Here is an 18,441-nt window from a genome sequence, read left to right as displayed (position 1 = left end):
CGGTGTGAGGGGGAACCCCCCCCCTCAATACTCAACCACCACTTTGCCACGCATATGCCCGTCCAGCACTTTTCGGTGCGCTTCGGTGATGCTTTCGACGCTCAGCCCGTGCAGCGTTTCGCTCAGTGAGCTTTCCACCACGCCGTTATCCACCAGCTTCGCAACCTCGTTTAAGATCTCGCCCTGACGCGCCATGTCGGCGGTCTGGTACATGCTGCGGGTGTACATAAACTCCCAGTGCAGCGCGGCGGATTTGGATTTCAGCTTATCCTGGTTCAGCGGATGTGCGTTCTCAACGATGGAGCAGATATGCCCCTGCGGTGCGATCAGTTCACTGACGGCATCCCAGTGGCCGTCGGTATCATTGAGAATGAAAATGTAATCCACAAACGTCAGGCCCTGTTTAGCCAGTTCACCTTTCAGGTCCCGGTAATTCACCACGTGATCGGCACCGCGATCGCGACACCACTGAGCAGAATCTTCCCGCGAGGCGGTCGCGACGATCTTCACGTTGCTGCGATGCTTCGCAAACGGGATCGCCAGCGATCCTACGCCGCCCGCGCCGCCAATAATGAGCAGCGTTTTGTCCTGGCCGGCATCCTGGATATTCAGCCGTTCAAACAATCCTTCCCAGGCGGTGAGGGCGGTTAACGGCAAGGCGGCTGCGGCAGCCCAGCCGAGGCTTACCGGCTTATGCCCGACAATGCGCGCATCGATCAACTGATGGGTGGTATTGCTGCCCGGGCGGGTAATATCGCCCGCGTACCACACTTCATCCCCCGGTTTAAAACCGCTAACGCCTGCACCCACGGCTTTCACAATGCCGCTGGCGTCCCAGCCGAGAACGCGTGGTTCTGTCAGGCCGCTTCTGACGATGCCCGCGTGAACTTTGGTATCGACCGGGTTGATGGAAACGGCTTTTACCTCAACCAGCAGATCGTGCTCGCCGGGCTGCGGCATCGGTTGGGTAATTTCAATGAAATCAGCAGGACTGTCTGGATTAACGGCAATGGCTTTAACTGACATGGTGAGCTCCTTTAGGGAAAGCGTGTTGTTGAGACTAGTCTATTAAGTGCTCAGCCGCGTGATAAGATGGACAATTAAGAACGAAGTGTTCGTACAGGATGAACAATCATGTTTAAACAACTTCAGGATATGGCGCTGTTTGCGCTGGTGGCAGAGCTGGGCAGTTTTACCGCGGCGGCACAGAAAGCTGAGCTGCCGAAATCCAGCGTCAGTCAGCGAATCAGCCAGCTTGAGCAGCAGGTGGGGATCCGCTTGCTCAATCGTACTACGCGCAGGCTGAACCTGACGTTCGCCGGCGAGCACTATCTGGTTCACTGCCGCGAGATGCTGGCGGCAAGTGAACGGGCCGAGTACGCCATTCAGCGGCTGCGTGAAAACCCCAGCGGTCGGCTGCGCATCACCTGCCCGGCCGGGATCGGCGCGACGCTGCTGGCGCATTTGAATGCGGAGTTCCAGCTCCGCTATCCGGATGTTTCGCTTGACGTGTCCATTTCTGACGACGTGCTCGACCTGGTCGAGTCAGGTTTTGACGTGGCGCTGCGTACCGGTAAGCCGCAGGACTCCTCCCTGATTGGCCGTATGATTGGTCATTGCCCGCGTTATATGCTGGCCTCACCGGCTTACCTGGCGCGCCGGGAGCCGCTGACGCATCCCCGGCAGCTGGTGGATCACCGCTGTATTACCCACAAGGCGTGGTCTGAGTGGCTGCTGCAAAGCGAAAGTGAGGATTACCGTTATCTGCCGGATAACGCCCATCTGACGGATAATCTGGTGTATGCGCGCGAATGTGCCATCGCCGGCGCCGGGATCACGCTGCTTCCCGCTTTTTTACTTGAGGATAAGGTTGAAAAGGGCGCGCTGGTGAAGGTGCTGCCGGAGTGGAACGTCGAGGGGAACGATCTGTGGCTGGCTTACCCGAGCCGCAAGCTGAACTCGCCGGCGCTGATGCGTTATATCGACTTTGCGATGCAGTGTGATGAGGTGAAGCGGTTTTACGTGGGTGGGTGAACGGTGCGTCACTCACAGGATGTAGGAACAAAAAAAAACGGCAACTGACGTTGCCGTTTTACATTTATTTCGCGATACGTTTGTACTTAATACGTTTCGGCTCCAGCGCATCCGCGCCCAGCGTACGTTTCTTGTACTCTTCGTATTCGGTGAAGTTACCTTCGAAGAACTCCACTTTCCCTTCGTCCTGGTAGTCCAGGATGTGGGTTGCGATACGGTCAAGGAACCAACGGTCGTGCGAGATAACCATTGCACAGCCCGGGAACTCCAGCAGGGCGTTTTCCAGTGCGCGCAGGGTTTCAATGTCCAGGTCGTTGGTCGGTTCATCGAGCAGCAGCACGTTACCGCCAACCTGCAGCAGTTTGGCCAGGTGCAGACGACCACGTTCACCACCGGAGAGCTCGCCCACGCGTTTACCCTGGTCGGTGCCTTTGAAGTTAAAGCGGCCAACGTAAGCGCGGCTTGGCATTTCAGTGTTACCGATACGCATGATATCCAGGCCGCCGGAGACTTCTTCCCACACGGTTTTGCTGTTATCCATGGCGTCACGGAACTGGTCAACGGAAGCCAGTTTCACGGTTTCACCCAGAGTGATTGAACCACTGTCTGGCTGTTCCTGACCGGACATCATGCGGAACAGGGTGGATTTACCCGCGCCGTTCGGACCGATGATCCCCACGATGGCACCTTTCGGTACGGAGAAGGTCAGGTCGTCAATCAGCAGGCGATCGCCATAAGACTTACGCAGATTGGTGACTTCAACCACTTTATCCCCCAGACGTGCGCCAGGCGGAATAAACAGTTCGTTGGTCTCGTTACGTTTCTGGTATTCGGTGTTGTTCAGCTCTTCAAAGCGTGCCAGACGGGCTTTGCCCTTAGACTGACGGCCTTTAGCGCCCTGACGAACCCACTCCAGCTCTTTCTCGATAGACTTACGACGCGCGGCTTCCTGAGAGGCTTCCTGCGCCAGACGCTGGTCTTTCTGCTCCAGCCAGGAGGAGTAGTTGCCTTCCCATGGAATGCCTTCACCACGGTCAAGCTCCAGGATCCAGCCTGCAACGTTGTCGAGGAAGTAACGGTCGTGGGTGATCGCCACAACGGTGCCTTCGAAATCGTGCAGGAAACGCTCCAGCCATGCCACGGATTCCGCATCCAGGTGGTTGGTCGGTTCGTCGAGCAGCAGCATGTCTGGCTTTTCCAGCAGCAGACGGCACAGCGCCACGCGGCGGCGTTCACCCCCGGAGAGGTTCGCGATTTTCGCATCCCAGTCTGGCAGACGCAGGGCGTCAGCGGCGCGCTCGAGCTGCACGTTCAGGTTGTGGCCGTCATGCGCCTGGATAATCTCTTCAAACTTGCCTTGCTGAGCGGCCAGTTTATCGAAGTCCGCATCCGGTTCAGCGTATTTGGCATACACTTCATCCAGACCTTTCAGTGCGTTAACGACGTCAGAAACCGCCTCTTCAACGGATTCACGAACGGTGTGTTCCGGGTTGAGCTGAGGCTCCTGCGGCAGGTAGCCAATTTTGATGCCAGGCTGCGGACGGGCTTCACCTTCGATGTCTGTATCGATGCCGGCCATGATGCGCAGCAGGGTGGACTTACCGGCACCGTTGAGACCCAGAACACCGATTTTTGCGCCCGGGAAGAAGCTCAGCGAGATATTTTTAAGAATATGACGTTTCGGCGGGACAACTTTGCCGACACGATGCATGGTATAAACGAATTGAGCCACGTTGGACTTCGCCTCTTTTATCGTGATGAGAAAGAATATCAGCCTCGAAGTGTAGCCTTTTTCCCGTCCTAATCCCAGCCAGGAACGTCGGGAGTGTTAAAACGCGCAAGAAAGGTAAAAAAGTGTCCGCGACGTGGCGCGTTGCAGGATGCCTGGTTAGCATAAGTTAATTAGACTTTGACGTGGCAAGACGCTGCAATTGACGAAAAAACAATGAGGAAGAGCTTGTGGGAAAAGCCAAACAGGTGGTCTGGCGTCTGCTGGCTGCCAGCGTATGCGTGATGGCGGCAAGCCAGGCGGTGCATGCCGATTCACTGGATGAACAACGTAATCGCTACGCCCAGATTAAACAGGCGTGGGACAATAAGCAGATGGATACCGTGCAGGCACTGATGCCGACCTTAAAAGCGTATCCTCTCTATCCGTATCTGGAGTATCGGCAGATCACTGACGATCTCATGAATCAACCCACGGTCACCGTGAATAACTTTATTCAGGCGAACCCGACGCTGCCACCCGCGCGGACGCTGCAGTCTCGTTTTGTGAACGAGCTGGCACGTCGTGAAGACTGGCGTGGGCTGCTGGCGTTTAGCCCGGAAAAACCGAACACTACCGAAGCCCAGTGTAACTATTACTATGCGAAGTGGGTTACCGGACAGCAGGAAGAGGCCTGGGCGGGCGCGAAAGATCTGTGGTTGACCGGAAAAAGCCAGCCAAATGCCTGTGATTCCCTCTTTGGCGCATGGCGTGCGTCAGGTAAGCAGGATCCGCTGGCGTACCTTGAACGTATTCGCCTGGCGATGAAAGCCGGAAACACGCGGCTGGTTACCACGCTTGCGGGACAAATGCCGTCTGATTATCAGACGATCTCAACCGCCGTCATCGCCCTGGCGAACGATCCGAACAGCGTGCTGATCTTTGCCCGCAGCACCGGCGCGACCGATTTTACCCGCCAGATGGCCGCGGTGGCTTTTGCCAGCGTGGCGCGTGACGACGTGGAAAATGCGCGGCTGATGATCCCGCAGCTGGTGCAGGCGCAGCAGCTCAATGAAGATCAAACTCAGGAGCTGCGCGACATTGTGGCGTGGCGACTGATGAGCACCGATGTAACCGACGAGCAGGCGCGCTGGCGAGACGATGCGATTATGCGTTCGAACTCCACGTCGCTGGTGGAGCGCCGCGTGCGTATGGCGCTGGGGACGGGCGATCGCCGGGGGCTGAATACCTGGCTTGCGCGTCTGCCAATGGATGCCAAAGAGAAAGACGAATGGCGTTACTGGCAGGCGGATCTGCTGATGGAGCGCGGGCGTGACGATGAAGCCAAAGAGATCCTTCATGCGCTGATGCAGCAGCGTGGGTTCTATCCGATGGCGGCCGCGCAGCGTCTGGGTGAGGAGTACACGTTCCGCATTGATAAAGCCCCTGCTAACGCCAACCCGGCGTTGACTCAGGGACCAGAAATGGCGCGTGTTCGCGAGCTGATGTACTGGAACATGGACAATACCGCCCGTAGCGAATGGGCGAATCTGGTGACCAGCCGTACGACCGATGAGAAGGCACAGCTTGCCCGCTATGCCTTTGATAACCATTGGTGGGATCTGAGCGTGCAGGCAACGATCGCTGGCAAGCTGTGGGATCATCTCGAAGAGCGTTTCCCACTGGCCTATAAAGACCTGTTCGAGCGCTACACCAGCGGTAAAGACATTCCGCAAAGCTACGCCATGGCCATTGCCCGCCAGGAGAGTGCGTGGAACCCGAAAGTCCGTTCCCCGGTCGGGGCCAGCGGCCTGATGCAGGTGATGCCGGGAACCGCGACGCACACGGTGAAGATGTTTAACATCCCGGGATACAGCAGCCCGTCACAGCTGCTGGATCCGGAGACCAACATCAATATCGGTACCAGCTACCTGCAGTATGTTTATCAGCAGTTCGGCAATAACCGCATCTTCTCCTCGGCGGCGTATAACGCAGGCCCGGGCCGCGTGCGCACCTGGCTTGGCAACAGCGCCGGGCGCATTGACGCCGTCGCGTTTGTGGAAAGTATTCCGTTCTCGGAAACCCGCGGCTATGTGAAGAACGTATTGGCTTATGACGCCTACTATCGCTATTTCATGGGACAAAAAGATACCCTGATGAGCGATGCTGAGTGGCAGAGACGTTACTGATGGGGCGGGTTGTGTTATGCTGTACTCGTTAATGAGTACAACAGGCGGCATAACATGACCCAGCATTCCCCGTATTCCTCGGCAATGGCCGAACAACGTCATCAGGAGTGGCTTCGTTTTGTGGAGTTGCTCCGCCAGTCTTACGACCAGGATCTGCATTTGCCTTTATTGCAGCTGATGCTGACGCCGGATGAGCGTGAAGCTCTGGGCACACGCGTGCGGATCATCGAAGAGCTGTTGCGCGGTGAGATGAGCCAGCGTGAGCTTAAAAATGAGCTGGGCGCGGGTATCGCGACGATCACCCGCGGATCGAACAGCCTGAAATCCGCGCCGGTGGAACTGCGTCAGTGGCTGGAGTCTGTGCTGCTGGGCGCTCAGCGATAAATCGCGTTATGGAACGGACTCAGGGCCAGAATAACCGCCTGGTGGTAAACGCCTGAACGCGTCAGCGCGCCAGCGGTAAAGACGCCAATCGCGCCTTCTTTGCGGCCAATTTCATCGATGCCGGTGTACTGAGACATCACCGGCCCGAGCGCTTCACCCGCGGACACTTTTTCCAGAATGATTTTTGGCAGCGGCAGGGTTGCTGAACGCGCTTCTCCACGCTGTTCACGGTTCTCGATGACCACCCAGCTGAACGTCGCGCCTTCGTCGATACCCGCTTCAATTGCCACCCAGAAGTCAGCATCCGGTGCGGCAGCCCTGGCGTTTGCCACGCGATTTCGTGCGCCAGCGCGCGTTTCCTCGCTGCCAAACGGCTGTTCAGGCACGCCGCTCTCGACGCCGATGGCATCAATATGGCAGGATCCTTCGCCGAAAATCTCTTCGAATGCCCTTAGAATTGCCTGAATTTTGGCAGGATTGGTGGTAGCAGAGACAACATGGTGCATAATTAAGCTCGATTCAAAAAAAACTCATCGCAGTATAACGGAAAAAAAGCATGTTACAGGTATACCTTGTTCGCCACGGTGAGACGCAGTGGAACGCCGAGCGACGTATTCAAGGCCAGTCAGACAGTCCTCTTACTGAAAAGGGTGTGCAGCAGGCGTGGCAGGTGGCAGAACGCGCCAGAACGCTGGGCATTACGCATGTTATCACCAGCGACTTAGGTCGCACACAGCAGACGGCGCGCATCATTGCCGATGCCTGTGGTTGTGATGTCATGATCGAGCCGCGTCTGCGCGAGCTGGATATGGGCGTGCTGGAAAAACGGCATATCGATACGCTGACGGAAACGGAAGAGGGCTGGCGTCGCACGCTGGTCAACGGCACCGAAGATGGCCGTATTCCGGAAGGCGAATCCATGCAGGAGCTGAGCGTGCGTATGCATGCCGCGCTGGCGGAATGCCTGAAGCTTCCGGCCGGTAGTCGTCCGCTGCTGGTGAGTCACGGTATTGCGCTGGGCTGCCTGGTGAGTACGATTCTGGGGTTACCTGCGTATGCAGAACGCCGTTTGCGTCTGCGCAACTGCTCTATTTCCCGTATCGACTATCAGGAAAGCGCGTGGCTGGCGTCAGGTTGGGTCGTAGAGATGGCAGGGGACATTTCGCATCTTGATGCCCCTGCACTTGACGAACTTCAGCGTTAACGACGTATCGGAATTAAGAATTCCATACGCAGATTGATGGGGCCTTCTTCCGGTTTAGCATCGCTTGCCGGATAGTAGCGCTCAATATCCTGACCTTTACGGCGATTCAGGTTCAGCATTGGCATGCAGGTTCCGTAAACGGTCAGGATAAATTCCTGTACACCCGTTCCCAGCCCTTCATAAGCGAACATCACGTATTCGCCGCCTTCCAGCACCACGGGCTTTGAACCCTGAATATAGCCATTCGCCAGTTCTGGCGTTAACGCGGTGGTGTAGAACACCTCCTGCTCGTCGTCTTTTTCCTGGCTTGGGTGCGTTTCGTTGAGACCATACAGGATGGGCGGGATCGCCGGCGCATGGCTCAGGAAGTCGCGCCAGAACTGAACGCGCATCTGATGACGGAATTCGGAAATCTGCTCCAGCGAACAGGAGTAGCTTTGCGTCGTACCAATCAGGTGCGTTTCTGGCAGGGTGATAAATTCATATTTCGGCATTGCAAACTCACCCAGACGCAGCGGCGGACGCATGCCAAACGAGCTCCAGTCAGGCGAGCGGCGATAGAGCGCTGGCGTTAACGAGAACTGTTTTTTAAAGGCGCGGGTAAAGGTTTGCTGCGAGTCGAAACGATATTGCAGTGCAATATCCAGAATCGGCCGCGCGGTCAGGCGTAATGCCACCGCTGATTTTGACAGACGACGTGCGCGGATATAGGCCCCGATAGCATGACCGGTGACATCCTTGAACATCCTTTGCAGATGCCACTTGGAATAGCCTGCTTTAGCCGCCACATTATCCAGTGACAAAGGCTGGTCGAGATGACCTTCCAGCCAGGTGAGCAGGTCGCGAATAATTCCAGCCTGATCCATATACTATCCTCATCCTTAAAACAGCAGGTGCCTGATAACAGGTTAGCGGATAATAGCATTTTTTGATGTTTTAGCATTCAGTGTTTTTTTTGCTCATTAATGCCTTTTGTTCCTCGTTTTGGGTGAATATATTCTAATCCTGTGATCTTGCTACATTTTTGTCTACAGTGTTGAATAATCGCTCAGCGTAATTCTTAAAAATGGTAACAATATGAAATACAAGACTTTGATCTTCACTGCCCTGATGTTGACGGTGGGGCACGCCGCGCAGGCGGAACAGATTGGTTCTGTCGATACCGTTTTCAAAGTGTTCGGCCCGGACCACAAGATTGTGGTGGAGGCGTTTGACGATCCGGACGTGAAAAACGTCACCTGCTACGTTAGTCGGGCGAAAACCGGGGGCATTAAAGGCGGGCTTGGGCTGGCTGAAGATACCTCCGATGCGGCAATCTCCTGCCAGCAGGTCGGTCCTGTGGAGCTGAGTGACAAAATCAAAAACGGCAAAACGCAGGGCGACGTGGTTTTCCAGAAACGGACCTCGCTGGTGTTTAAAAAGCTGCAGGTGGTGCGTTTTTATGACGCCAAACGCAACACGCTCGCCTATCTGGCCTATTCCGACAAAGTGGTTGAAGGCTCACCGAAAAACGCCATCAGCGCCGTGCCGATCATGCCATGGCACTAATTCAGGGATGAATCATGCAGCAACCTCTGGTCTGGCTGGTTGAGGACGAAATCAGTATCGCCGACACGCTACTCTACATGCTTCAGCAGGAGGGGTTTGCGGTGAAGGCTTTCGGGCGTGGGTTACCGGTACTGGAAGAGGCGCGACGGCAGGTTCCCGCGCTGGCGATTCTGGATGTCGGGTTGCCTGACATCAGCGGCTTTGAACTCTGCCGTCAGCTTCTGGCGCTGCATCCGTCACTGCCGATCCTGTTTCTGACGGCGCGAAGTGACGAGGTGGATAAGCTGCTCGGGCTGGAGATGGGCGCGGATGATTATGTCGCTAAACCCTTCTCCCCGCGTGAAGTCTGTGCCCGGGTGAGGACTATTCTACGGCGGTTACAAAAATCCACCGCCCCCACCGAGATCGTGCGTATCGGGCAGTTTGAACTGAATGAACCCGCCGCCAGAATCAGCTGGTATGGGGAGCCTTTACCGCTCACGCGCTACGAGTTCCTGCTGCTCAAAACATTGTTGCAGGCGCCGGGCCGGGTCTTTTCTCGCCAGCAGCTTATGGACAAAGTGTGGGGCGAAGACGGCGATAGCTTCGATCGTACCGTGGATACGCATATCAAAACCTTGCGCGCCAAGCTGCGCGCGGTCAATGACGGGCTTTCGCCCATCAGTACCCATCGCGGGATGGGTTACAGTCTGGGGCTTTATTAATGCGTATTGGCATGCGTCTGCTGCTGGGCTATTTCCTGATTGTCGCTATCGCCGCGTGGTTTGTGCTATCTATCTTCGTGCAGGAGGTCAAGCCCGGCGTGCGCAGAGCCACCGAAGGCACGCTGATTGACACCGCGACCCTGCTGGCGGAAGTGGGGCGAGACGACCTGCTCGCAGGCAATCCGCAGCAGGGCCAGCTGGCTCAGGCCTTTTCACGGCTCCATCAGCGGCCGTTTCGCGCCAACATTGGTGGCATTCATAAAGTCCGCAACGAGTACCATGTCTACATGACCGACGCCACGGGCAAGGTGGTGTTTGATTCGGCGGGCCTGGCGGTAGGAAAAGACTACTCCCGCTGGAATGACGTCTGGCTGACGCTTCGCGGGGAATATGGCGCGCGCAGCACCCAGAGCAACCCTGACGATCCGGAAAGTACGGTGATGTATGTTGCCGCACCGGTAATGGACAGGGGCAACATTATCGGCGTGCTGTCGGTCGGAAAACCTAACAGCGCCATGGCACCGGTTATTCACCGTAGCGAGCGGCGGATCCTGTGGGCGGGTGGGGCGCTGCTCGGCATTGCCCTGCTGATTGGTCTGCTGGTGGCGGGATGGATCAATCGTTCCATTGGCAGATTGTCGCGCTACGCCGATGCGGTGACCACGGACACGCCTCTCCCGCTGCCTAACCCCGGCAGCAGTGAGCTACGCAAGCTGGCGCAGGCGCTGGAAAATATGCGCATTCGCCTCGAGGGTAAGAATTACATCGAGCATTATGTGCATGCGCTTACTCACGAACTCAAAAGCCCGCTGGCGGCAATCCGCGGCGCGGCAGAGATCCTTAATGAGCAGCCGCCGCCGGCGGTGGCCGCGCGGTTTATCGATAATATTCTGGTGCAAAACGCGCGTATGCAGTCGCTGGTGGAAAAACTGCTCTCTCAGGCGCGTCTTGAAAACCGGGTAGAGATAGAGCCGGTGAGCGTGAGTATCAGCACGCTGTTTTCACGGCTTGCGGATTCACGCTCCGCCGTTATCACGGCGAAAAATATCATCCTGACCTGCCAGCCCACTTCGCTGCAGGTGCAGGGCGACCCCGAGCTGCTTGAACAGGCGCTGGGCAATTTGCTGGATAATGCCATCGATTTTACTCCGCAGGGCGGGACGCTTCAGCTGGCTGCCGAGGAGACGCCAACCGAGATCCGGCTTACCGTAAGCGATAGTGGAAGCGGGATACCGGACTATGCCATGGCGCGTATTTTTGAACGTTTTTACTCGCTCCCCCGCGAGAACGGGTTGAAAAGCAGCGGGCTGGGTCTGGCATTCGTGCAGGAGGTGGCGCGTCTGCATCAGGGGGACATTGCTCTGCATAACCAGCCAGAAGGCGGCGTGAAAGCCACGCTGACACTTCACCGTCACTTCACATAACTTCAAACTGGCCCCACATAGCCCCGGTACGCTCTCCTCATCACAAAGGAGACGTAATGATGAAATCCCCCCTGTTCTGGAAAGTAAGCACCCTGCTGGGGTGTATTCTGCTGTTGTTAGTCCCGCTCTTTATGGTCAGTAACCTGATTTCGGAGCGTGAGAGCTACCGTAACGATGTTGAACACTCGCTTCGCCAAAGCACCAGCGGGCCGCAAAAGCTAGTAGGACCGCTGATTGCCATTCCTGTCACCGAGGTTTTTTACAAACTTGAGGATGAGAAAAAGGTCGAATACAAAAAAAGCTACCTGCACTTTATCCTGCCGGAATCTCTGCTCGTTGAGGGAAATCAGCGCGTGGAGTCCAGAAGCATCGGTATTTATGACGGGCAAATCTGGAACACCGATCTCAAAATAAAAGCGCAGTTTTCGACGGAGAAAATGGCGCAGCTGAAGGGCGAAACCATGACGCTGGGGCAGCCATTCCTGGTGATTGGCGTGGGTGATGCCCGGGGCATTGGTACTGTGAAGGTCGCAAAAATCAACGGTGAGGCGCTCAGCGTAGAACCGGGAACCGGCGTGTATGGCACACTTGCCGGTATTCATATTCCGCTGAGTGATAAAGCCCTTGAGCCGAAAACGCTCGCCCTTGATATGTCGTTTAACCTGGCGGGGACGGGCAGTTTTGCGGTGGTGCCGGTCGGGCGTAACAGCGAAATGACGCTGAGCAGTAACTGGCCGCACCCGGGATTTATGGGATACTATCTGCCTGTTAAACATCAGATTAGCGAGTCTGGTTTCCAGGCAAACTGGCAGAGCAGCTGGTTTGCTAACAACATGCAAAGCTGGTTCGCCGAGGGCGAGTCACCGGAGTGGAGTTCTATCCCGGCCTTTAGCGTGACGGTTGCCACGCCAGCGGATCAGTACCAGCTGACAGACCGCGCGATCAAGTACGCTATTTTACTGATTGCCCTGACGTTTATGGCCTTCTTCGTGTTCGAAACCCTCACCGGATTGCGTCTGCACCCAATGCAGTATCTGCTGGTAGGGTTGTCGCTGGTCCTGTTCTATCTCGTCTTACTTGCCCTGTCTGAGCATGTCGGGTTTACGCCGGCCTGGATTATTGCAAGCCTTGTCGGCGCGATGATGAATGGTGTGTACCTGCAGGCGGTACTGAAAAGCTGGAGGCGAAGCGGGGTGTTTATTCTGGCGCTGCTGGGGCTGGATGTCGTGATGTGGTTCCTGCTGCGTTCTGAGGACAGCGCGTTGCTGCTGGGAGCTGCCGTACTGGCGATGGCACTGTTTGCGGTCATGTACCTGACGCGTCACCTTGACTGGTATTCGCTCTCTCAGCCGAAGCGTCCCGTCCCCCCCGTTGAACCTGATGCGGATACGATGCGAGTCTGGAAATAAAAAACGGCGCGAAAGCGCCGTTTTTTTTACTTCAGTTGCCGGATTACTCCTGCAGGTCGCCGCAGAAACGATAACCTTCACCGTGAATAGTGGCGATAATTTCCGGCGTATCAGGCGTAGATTCGAAATGTTTACGGATACGACGGATGGTCACGTCTACGGTACGGTCGTGCGGCTTCAGCTCACGGCCGGTCATTTTCTTCAGCAGTTCTGCACGGGACTGAATTTTGCCCGGATTTTCACAGAAGTGCAGCATCGCGCGGAATTCACTGCGCGGCAGTTTATACTGCTCACCGTTCGGGCTAATCAGTGAACGGCTATTGATATCAAGTTCCCAGCCGTTGAACTTGTAGCTGTCTACGCTACGACGCTCTTCGCTGACCGTGCCCAGGTTCATGGTGCGGGACAGCAGGTTGCGTGCACGAATGGTTAACTCGCGTGGATTAAACGGTTTAGTGATGTAGTCATCCGCACCGATTTCCAGGCCAAGGATTTTATCAACTTCGTTATCACGGCCTGTCAGGAACATTAACGCGACGTTCGCCTGTTCACGCAGTTCGCGCGCCAGAAGAAGGCCGTTTTTGCCCGGCAGGTTGATATCCATGATCACCAGGTTGATATCATTTTCAGAAAGGATCTGATGCATCTCTGCGCCATCGGTCGCTTCAAAGACATCGTAGCCTTCTGCTTCGAAAATGCTCTTTAACGTGTTGCGTGTTACCAACTCGTCTTCAACGATAAGAATGTGCGGGGTCTGCATGTTTGCTACCTAAATTGCCAACTAAATCGAAACAGGAAGTACAAAAGTCCCTGACCTGCCTGATGCATGTCGCAAATTAACATGACCGGCCTAACGTGACTAAAGTACGTAATTGCGTTCTTGATGCACTTTCCATCAACGTCAACAACATCATTAGCTTGGTCGTGGGTACTTTCCCTTTGGACCCGACAGTGTCAAAAACGGCTGTCATCCTAACCATTTTAACAGCAACATAACAGGCTAAGTGACACCAGACACCCAATAAAACTACGCTTCGTTGACATATATCAAGTTCAATTGTAGCACGTTAACAGTTTGATGAAATCATCGTAGCCGAATGCTAGCCTTTGTCACAATTTTTCAATAAACCAACTAGTTGCGTACCTTGATTTATAAACGATACGAATCCAATCAGAAAAGAGTATTCATGAGGTCATTACCATTATAAAACATAAGGATAATAGCCTTCTGTTAACATTCTAACTGATTGTTCAGCCACAAAATAGTTTAGCGTTTTTAATTTGTTCTGAAACGCTATTTCGGTGATTTGTGTTGCATTTTTGTAAATTCGCGCCGCGTAATATGTTGAAGTGCATCACATTTTTACCCGCTAACTGATTAAAAAGAGAGCATAAATGCATCTGTCGATTGTACTGGTCGCCCCAGCCAGAGCCGAAAATATAGGCGCTGCGGCGCGTGCCATGAAGACCATGGGGTTTACCGATCTTCGCATCGTGGACAGCCAGGCGCACCTCGAGCCCGCGGCCCGTTGGGTGGCGCACGGTTCAGGGGATATTCTCGATAATATAACCACTTACGACACGCTCGCCGCTGCGTTGCACGACATTTCTTTTACCGTGGCGACCACGGCACGCAGCCGGGCAAAGTTCCACTATTACGCCACGCCGGCAGAACTGGTGCCGATGTTAACGGAGAAAAGCCAGTGGCTGACGAAGGCCGCGCTGGTCTTTGGGCGGGAAGATTCCGGTCTGACGAACGAGGAGCTGGCGTTGGCGGACGTCCTGACCGGTGCGCCGATGGTGGCGGATTATCCGTCGCTGAATTTAGGCCAGGCGGTAATGGTGTATTGCTATCAATTAGCCTCCCTAATACAAATTCCTCAACCCCAGGCTGAAGGGGCAGATGAAAACCAGCTGGCCGCGCTGCGCGCTCGCGTTGACCATCTGTTATTACAACTCGGTGTCGCGGAAGATCAAAAAATGGCGGACTGGCTGCATCAGCGACTTGGGCGTCTTGAGCAGCGAGACACGGCAATGTTGCACCGTTTGCTGCATGATATTGAAAAAAAATTGTCCGAGTAAAATGCTGTCATAAGTTTTTACTATGGCGTATCCGTCTGTCTTGGTGGGGTGCGTCTGGGGGAATCGGATGAAAATAAATCTGCAAGCAGCGGGACGTGAGAGCGTCCCGAATTGTGATCAAATTAAAAATTCATTGACTTAAGGTGCCCAATCCTTTAACCCTAAAAGAATACAGCACAGACAGATAATAATGACAGAGTACACAACATCCATGAAACGCATCAGCATCACCACCATTACAACAACCATCATCATTACCACAGGAAATGATGCGGGCTGACGCGTACAGGAAAAACAGAAAAAAGCCCGCACCCAAACAGTGCGGGCTTTTTTTTCGGCTAAAGGAAACGAGGTAGAACCATGCGAGTGTTGAAGTTCGGCGGTACATCAGTGGCAAATGCAGAACGTTTTCTGCGTGTTGCCGATATCCTGGAGAGCAACGCCAGGCAGGGGCAGGTCGCGACCGTGCTCTCTGCCCCGGCAAAAATCACCAACCACCTGGTGGCGATGATTGAAAAGACCATCGGTGGCCAGGATGCACTCCCGAACTTGAGCGACGCCGAGCGTATCTTCGCTGAGCTGCTGCAGGGACTGGCGGAGGCGCAGCCGGGTTTCCCGCTCGCGCAGCTGAAATCCTTTGTTGAGCAAGAGTTCGCCCAAATCAAACACGTGCTGCACGGTATCAGCCTTTTAGGTCACTGCCCGGACAGCATCAACGCGGCGTTAATCTGCCGTGGTGAAAAATTGTCGATTGCCATCATGGCGGGCCTGCTGGAAGCGCGTGGCCACAATGTGTCGGTTATCGATCCCGTTGAAAAACTGCTGGCAGTGGGTCACTACCTCGAGTCGACCGTTGATATAGCCGAATCAACCCGCCGCATTGCCGCGAGCAAAATTCCGTCTGACCATATGATCCTGATGGCGGGCTTCACCGCCGGAAACGAGAAGGGTGAACTTGTCGTACTGGGCCGTAACGGCTCCGACTACTCTGCTGCCGTGCTGGCAGCCTGTTTGCGCGCCGACTGTTGTGAGATCTGGACTGACGTCGACGGTGTATACACCTGCGATCCGCGCCAGGTACCGGACGCCAGGCTGCTGAAGTCGATGTCATACCAGGAAGCGATGGAGCTTTCCTACTTCGGCGCTAAAGTTCTTCACCCTCGCACCATCTCTCCTATTGCCCAGTTCCAGATCCCTTGCCTGATTAAAAACACCGGTAACCCGCAAGCGCCAGGCACGCTGATTGGTGCCAGTACCGATGAAGACGGCCTGCCGGTGAAAGGCATTTCTAACCTGAACAATATGGCCATGTTCAGCGTTTCCGGCCCGGGAATGAAAGGTATGGTCGGTATGGCGGCCCGCGTTTTCGCAGCCATGTCCCGCAACGGTATCTCGGTTGTGCTGATCACTCAGTCCTCTTCTGAATACAGCATCAGCTTCTGCGTACCGCAGGGGGATTGTCTGCGCGCCCGTCGTGCGCTGGAAGAAGAGTTTTACCTTGAGCTGAAAGAAGAGCTGCTGGAGCCGCTTTCTATCCAGGAACGCCTGGCGGTTATCTCGGTGGTGGGCGACGGTATGCGTACGCTGCGCGGTATCTCGGCCAAATTCTTTGCCGCGCTGGCCAGGGCCAACATCAACATTGTGGCCATTGCCCAGGGGTCATCTGAGCGTTCAATCTCGGTGGTCGTTGACAACGACGATGCGACAACCGGCGTTCGCGTGGTTCATCAGATGCTGTTCAACACCGATCAGGTGATCGAGCTGTTCCTGATTGGCGTGGGCGGTGTGGGTGGCGCGCTGCTGGAGCAGGTGAAGCGTCAGCAGGAGTGGTTGAAGAAAAAGCACATTGATCTGCGCGTGTGCGGTATCGCGAACTCAAAAGCGCTGCTGACCAACGTTCATGGCCTGAACCTGGAAAACTGGCAGTCTGAGATGAATGATGCCAAAGAGCCCTTTAATCTGGGCCGGTTAATCCGTCTGGTGAAAGAGTATCACCTGCTTAACCCGGTCATTGTCGACTGTACCTCGAACCAGGCGGTGGCCGATCAGTACGCCGATTTCCTGCGCGAAGGTTTCCACGTGGTGACGCCAAACAAAAAGGCCAACACCTCGTCGATGGATTACTATCACCAGCTGCGTCTGGCGGCGAGCAAGTCACGGCGTAAGTTCCTCTACGACACCAACGTGGGCGCGGGCCTGCCGGTGATCGAGAACCTGCAAAACCTGCTGAACGCGGGGGATGAACTGCAGCGTTTCTCCGGCATTCTTTCCGGCTCGCTGTCGTTTATCTTCGGCAAGCTGGATGAGGGCATGAGCCTGTCGGAAGCGACCCGTGCCGCGCGTGAACTGGGGTACACCGAGCCGGATCCGCGAGACGATCTCTCCGGTATGGATGTGGCGCGTAAGTTGCTCATACTGGTGCGTGAAACGGGCCGTGAGCTGGAGCTTTCCGATATCGTGATTGAGCCTGTTCTGCCTGCCGGGTTTGACGACAGCGGTGACGTGAACACCTTTATGGCCAATTTAGCGCAGCTAGACGACGCCTTTGCCGCACGCGTTGCGAAAGCCCGTGATGAAGGTAAGGTATTGCGCTATGTTGGCAATATTGAAGACGATGGTATGTGCCGCGTGAAGATTGCTGAAGTGGATGGCAACGACCCGCTGTTCAAAGTAAAAAACGGCGAAAACGCCCTCGCGTTTTACAGCCACTATTATCAGCCACTGCCGCTGGTGCTTCGCGGCTATGGCGCAGGGAATGATGTTACCGCGGCGGGTGTATTTGCCGATTTGCTGCGTACCCTGTCATGGAAGTTAGGAGTTTAACATGGTGAAAGTTTATGCCCCGGCTTCCAGCGCCAATATGAGCGTCGGATTTGATGTGCTGGGTGCGGCGGTGACGCCGGTGGATGGTTCGCTGCTGGGCGATACGGTAACGGTTGAAGCGGCAGAGAGCTTTAGCCTGAATAACGTGGGCCGCTTCGCCAGCAAACTGCCGACAGACCCGCGCGAGAATATCGTTTATCAGTGCTGGGAGCGGTTCTGTCAGGAGATCGGCAAAAATGTGCCGGTCGCCATGACGCTGGAAAAAAGTATGCCGATTGGCTCTGGCCTGGGTTCCAGCGCTTGCTCCGTGGTCGCCGGACTGGTGGCCATGAATGAGCACTGCGGCAAGCCGCTGAATAATAACCGTCTGCTCGGGTTAATGGGCGAGCTGGAAGGGCGCATCTCCGGCAGCATTCATTATGACAACGTCGCCCCCTGCTTCCTCGGTGGTATGCAACTGATGATTGAAGAAAATGGCATCATCAGCCAGCAGGTGCCAGGGTTTGATGAGTGGCTGTGGGTGCTGGCCTATCCCGGCATTAAGGTATCCACCGCTGAAGCGCGTGCGATCCTGCCTGCGCAGTATCGTCGTCAGGACTGTATCGCTCACGGACGTCATCTGGCCGGCTTTATACACGCCTGCTACACCCGTCAGCCGCAGCTGGCAGCAAAATTAATGAAAGACGTTATCGCCGAGCCGTACCGCACTAAGCTGTTGCCTGGCTTTAACGAGGCGCGACAGGCGTCAATGGATACCGGCGCACTGGCGTGCGGTATCTCCGGCTCCGGCCCGACGCTGTTCGCCCTGTGCGATAAGCCAGACACGGCGCAGCGCGTGGCGGACTGGCTCTCTAAACACTACCTGCAAAATCAGGAAGGCTTTGTTCATATTTGCCGTCTGGACACGGCTGGCGCACGAGTACTGGGATAAC

18 protein-coding genes and 1 other annotated feature are annotated in these 18,441 nt (G+C 55.4%); of the genes, 13 read left to right on the top strand and 5 right to left on the bottom strand.

Translation table 11 applies throughout. The annotated features are described in order from the left end of the window. Positions 1 to 24: 24 nt before the first annotated feature. Positions 25 to 1,026, bottom strand: coding sequence for a zinc-binding alcohol dehydrogenase family protein (locus QLG09_RS05820; RefSeq protein WP_108647500.1), 1,002 nt, complete (start codon positions 1,024 to 1,026; stop codon positions 25 to 27). Between the two features lie 108 nt (positions 1,027 to 1,134). On the opposite strand from QLG09_RS05820, the gene QLG09_RS05815 reads away from it, so the two are divergent. Beyond that, positions 1,135 to 2,034 (top strand): LysR family transcriptional regulator, encoded by a 900-nt coding sequence (locus QLG09_RS05815; protein WP_032681692.1) that lies wholly within the window; start codon positions 1,135 to 1,137, stop codon positions 2,032 to 2,034. 64 nt (positions 2,035 to 2,098) lie between these two features. Here the strand turns inward: QLG09_RS05815 and ettA are convergent, their stop codons facing one another. After that, positions 2,099 to 3,766 carry an energy-dependent translational throttle protein EttA gene (ettA, locus tag QLG09_RS05810; protein WP_014168546.1) on the bottom strand — a complete coding sequence of 556 codons (1,668 nt, stop codon included), beginning with the start codon at positions 3,764 to 3,766 and terminating at the stop codon, positions 2,099 to 2,101. 227 nt (positions 3,767 to 3,993) lie between these two features. Here ettA and sltY point away from each other — a divergent pair, with 227 nt between their 5' ends. Together sltY and trpR are read left to right on the top strand one after the other, a co-directional pair. Further along, positions 3,994 to 5,931, top strand: a complete 1,938-nt coding sequence (sltY, locus tag QLG09_RS05805) for a murein transglycosylase (RefSeq protein WP_282488768.1) — start codon at positions 3,994 to 3,996, stop codon at positions 5,929 to 5,931. A gap of 54 nt (positions 5,932 to 5,985) precedes the next feature. Next, positions 5,986 to 6,315, top strand: a complete 330-nt coding sequence (gene trpR, locus QLG09_RS05800; protein WP_020885267.1) for a trp operon repressor — start codon at positions 5,986 to 5,988, stop codon at positions 6,313 to 6,315. On the opposite strand, the gene yjjX is transcribed toward trpR, so the two are convergent. Continuing rightward, on the bottom strand, positions 6,306 to 6,821 hold the full coding sequence (gene yjjX, locus QLG09_RS05795) for an inosine/xanthosine triphosphatase (protein WP_014168549.1): 516 nt from the start codon (positions 6,819 to 6,821) through the stop codon (positions 6,306 to 6,308). The two genes, trpR and yjjX, sit on opposite strands and share 10 nt — an antisense overlap. Positions 6,822 to 6,871: 50 nt before the next feature. On the opposite strand from yjjX, the gene gpmB reads away from it, so the two are divergent. Then, the gene (gene gpmB / locus QLG09_RS05790) at positions 6,872 to 7,519 is read left to right on the top strand and encodes a 2,3-diphosphoglycerate-dependent phosphoglycerate mutase GpmB (RefSeq protein WP_014168550.1); all 648 of its coding nucleotides are present in this window, start codon (positions 6,872 to 6,874) and stop codon (positions 7,517 to 7,519) included. On the opposite strand, the gene robA is transcribed toward gpmB, so the two are convergent. After that, on the bottom strand, positions 7,516 to 8,385 hold the full coding sequence (gene robA, locus QLG09_RS05785) for an MDR efflux pump AcrAB transcriptional activator RobA (protein WP_014168551.1): 870 nt from the start codon (positions 8,383 to 8,385) through the stop codon (positions 7,516 to 7,518). The genes gpmB and robA overlap by 4 nt on opposite strands. 211 nt (positions 8,386 to 8,596) lie before the next feature. On the opposite strand from robA, the gene creA reads away from it, so the two are divergent. From creA to creD, 4 genes are read left to right on the top strand one after another with little or no spacing between them, the layout of a single operon-like run. Next, positions 8,597 to 9,067: a protein CreA gene (gene creA / locus QLG09_RS05780; protein ID WP_079231427.1), complete on the top strand. Its 471-nt coding sequence runs from the start codon at positions 8,597 to 8,599 to the stop codon at positions 9,065 to 9,067. Between the two features lie 14 nt (positions 9,068 to 9,081). Further along, positions 9,082 to 9,771 (top strand): two-component system response regulator CreB, encoded by a 690-nt coding sequence (gene creB, locus QLG09_RS05775; protein WP_079231426.1) that lies wholly within the window; start codon positions 9,082 to 9,084, stop codon positions 9,769 to 9,771. Next, the gene (gene creC, locus QLG09_RS05770) at positions 9,771 to 11,195 is read left to right on the top strand and encodes a two-component system sensor histidine kinase CreC (RefSeq protein WP_014168554.1); all 1,425 of its coding nucleotides are present in this window, start codon (positions 9,771 to 9,773) and stop codon (positions 11,193 to 11,195) included. The genes creB and creC overlap by 1 nt, the downstream gene beginning before the upstream one ends. A gap of 56 nt (positions 11,196 to 11,251) precedes the next feature. Beyond that, the gene (gene creD, locus QLG09_RS05765; protein WP_059306844.1) at positions 11,252 to 12,604 is read left to right on the top strand and encodes a cell envelope integrity protein CreD; all 1,353 of its coding nucleotides are present in this window, start codon (positions 11,252 to 11,254) and stop codon (positions 12,602 to 12,604) included. Positions 12,605 to 12,647: 43 nt separating this feature from the next. Here the strand turns inward: creD and arcA are convergent, their stop codons facing one another. Next, positions 12,648 to 13,364, bottom strand: a complete 717-nt coding sequence (arcA, locus tag QLG09_RS05760) for a two-component system response regulator ArcA (RefSeq protein ID WP_003856501.1) — start codon at positions 13,362 to 13,364, stop codon at positions 12,648 to 12,650. A gap of 95 nt (positions 13,365 to 13,459) precedes the next feature. Between arcA and yjjY the strand changes: the two genes are divergently transcribed. From yjjY to thrB, 5 genes are all read left to right on the top strand, one after another. Then, positions 13,460 to 13,600, top strand: coding sequence for a protein YjjY (yjjY, locus tag QLG09_RS05755; protein WP_001541509.1), 141 nt, complete (start codon positions 13,460 to 13,462; stop codon positions 13,598 to 13,600). A 399-nt stretch (positions 13,601 to 13,999) separates the two neighbouring features. Continuing rightward, complete coding sequence (locus QLG09_RS05750; protein ID WP_079231425.1) at positions 14,000 to 14,686, top strand: tRNA/rRNA methyltransferase; 687 nt, start codon at positions 14,000 to 14,002, stop codon at positions 14,684 to 14,686. A 211-nt stretch (positions 14,687 to 14,897) separates the two neighbouring features. Beyond that, entirely contained in the window at positions 14,898 to 14,966 is a 69-nt protein-coding gene (gene thrL / locus QLG09_RS05745) for a thr operon leader peptide (RefSeq protein ID WP_015572623.1), read from the top strand. Next, positions 14,905 to 15,022: a sequence feature (Thr leader region), on the top strand. Its footprint overlaps the gene before it by 62 nt. Positions 15,023 to 15,046: 24 nt before the next feature. After that, entirely contained in the window at positions 15,047 to 17,509 is a 2,463-nt protein-coding gene (gene thrA, locus QLG09_RS05740) for a bifunctional aspartate kinase/homoserine dehydrogenase I (protein ID WP_282488767.1), read from the top strand. Position 17,510: 1 nt separating this feature from the next. After that, positions 17,511 to 18,440, top strand: a complete 930-nt coding sequence (thrB, locus tag QLG09_RS05735; RefSeq protein ID WP_014168558.1) for a homoserine kinase — start codon at positions 17,511 to 17,513, stop codon at positions 18,438 to 18,440. Position 18,441 lies beyond the last annotated feature (1 nt).

The organism is Enterobacter sp. V89_11, from assembly GCF_029967775.1.
GTDB classification, from domain to species: Bacteria; Pseudomonadota; Gammaproteobacteria; order Enterobacterales; family Enterobacteriaceae; genus Enterobacter; species Enterobacter ludwigii.
The sequence above is the reverse complement of the archived record's forward strand: the minus strand, read 5'-3'. Positions and strand labels throughout refer to the sequence as shown.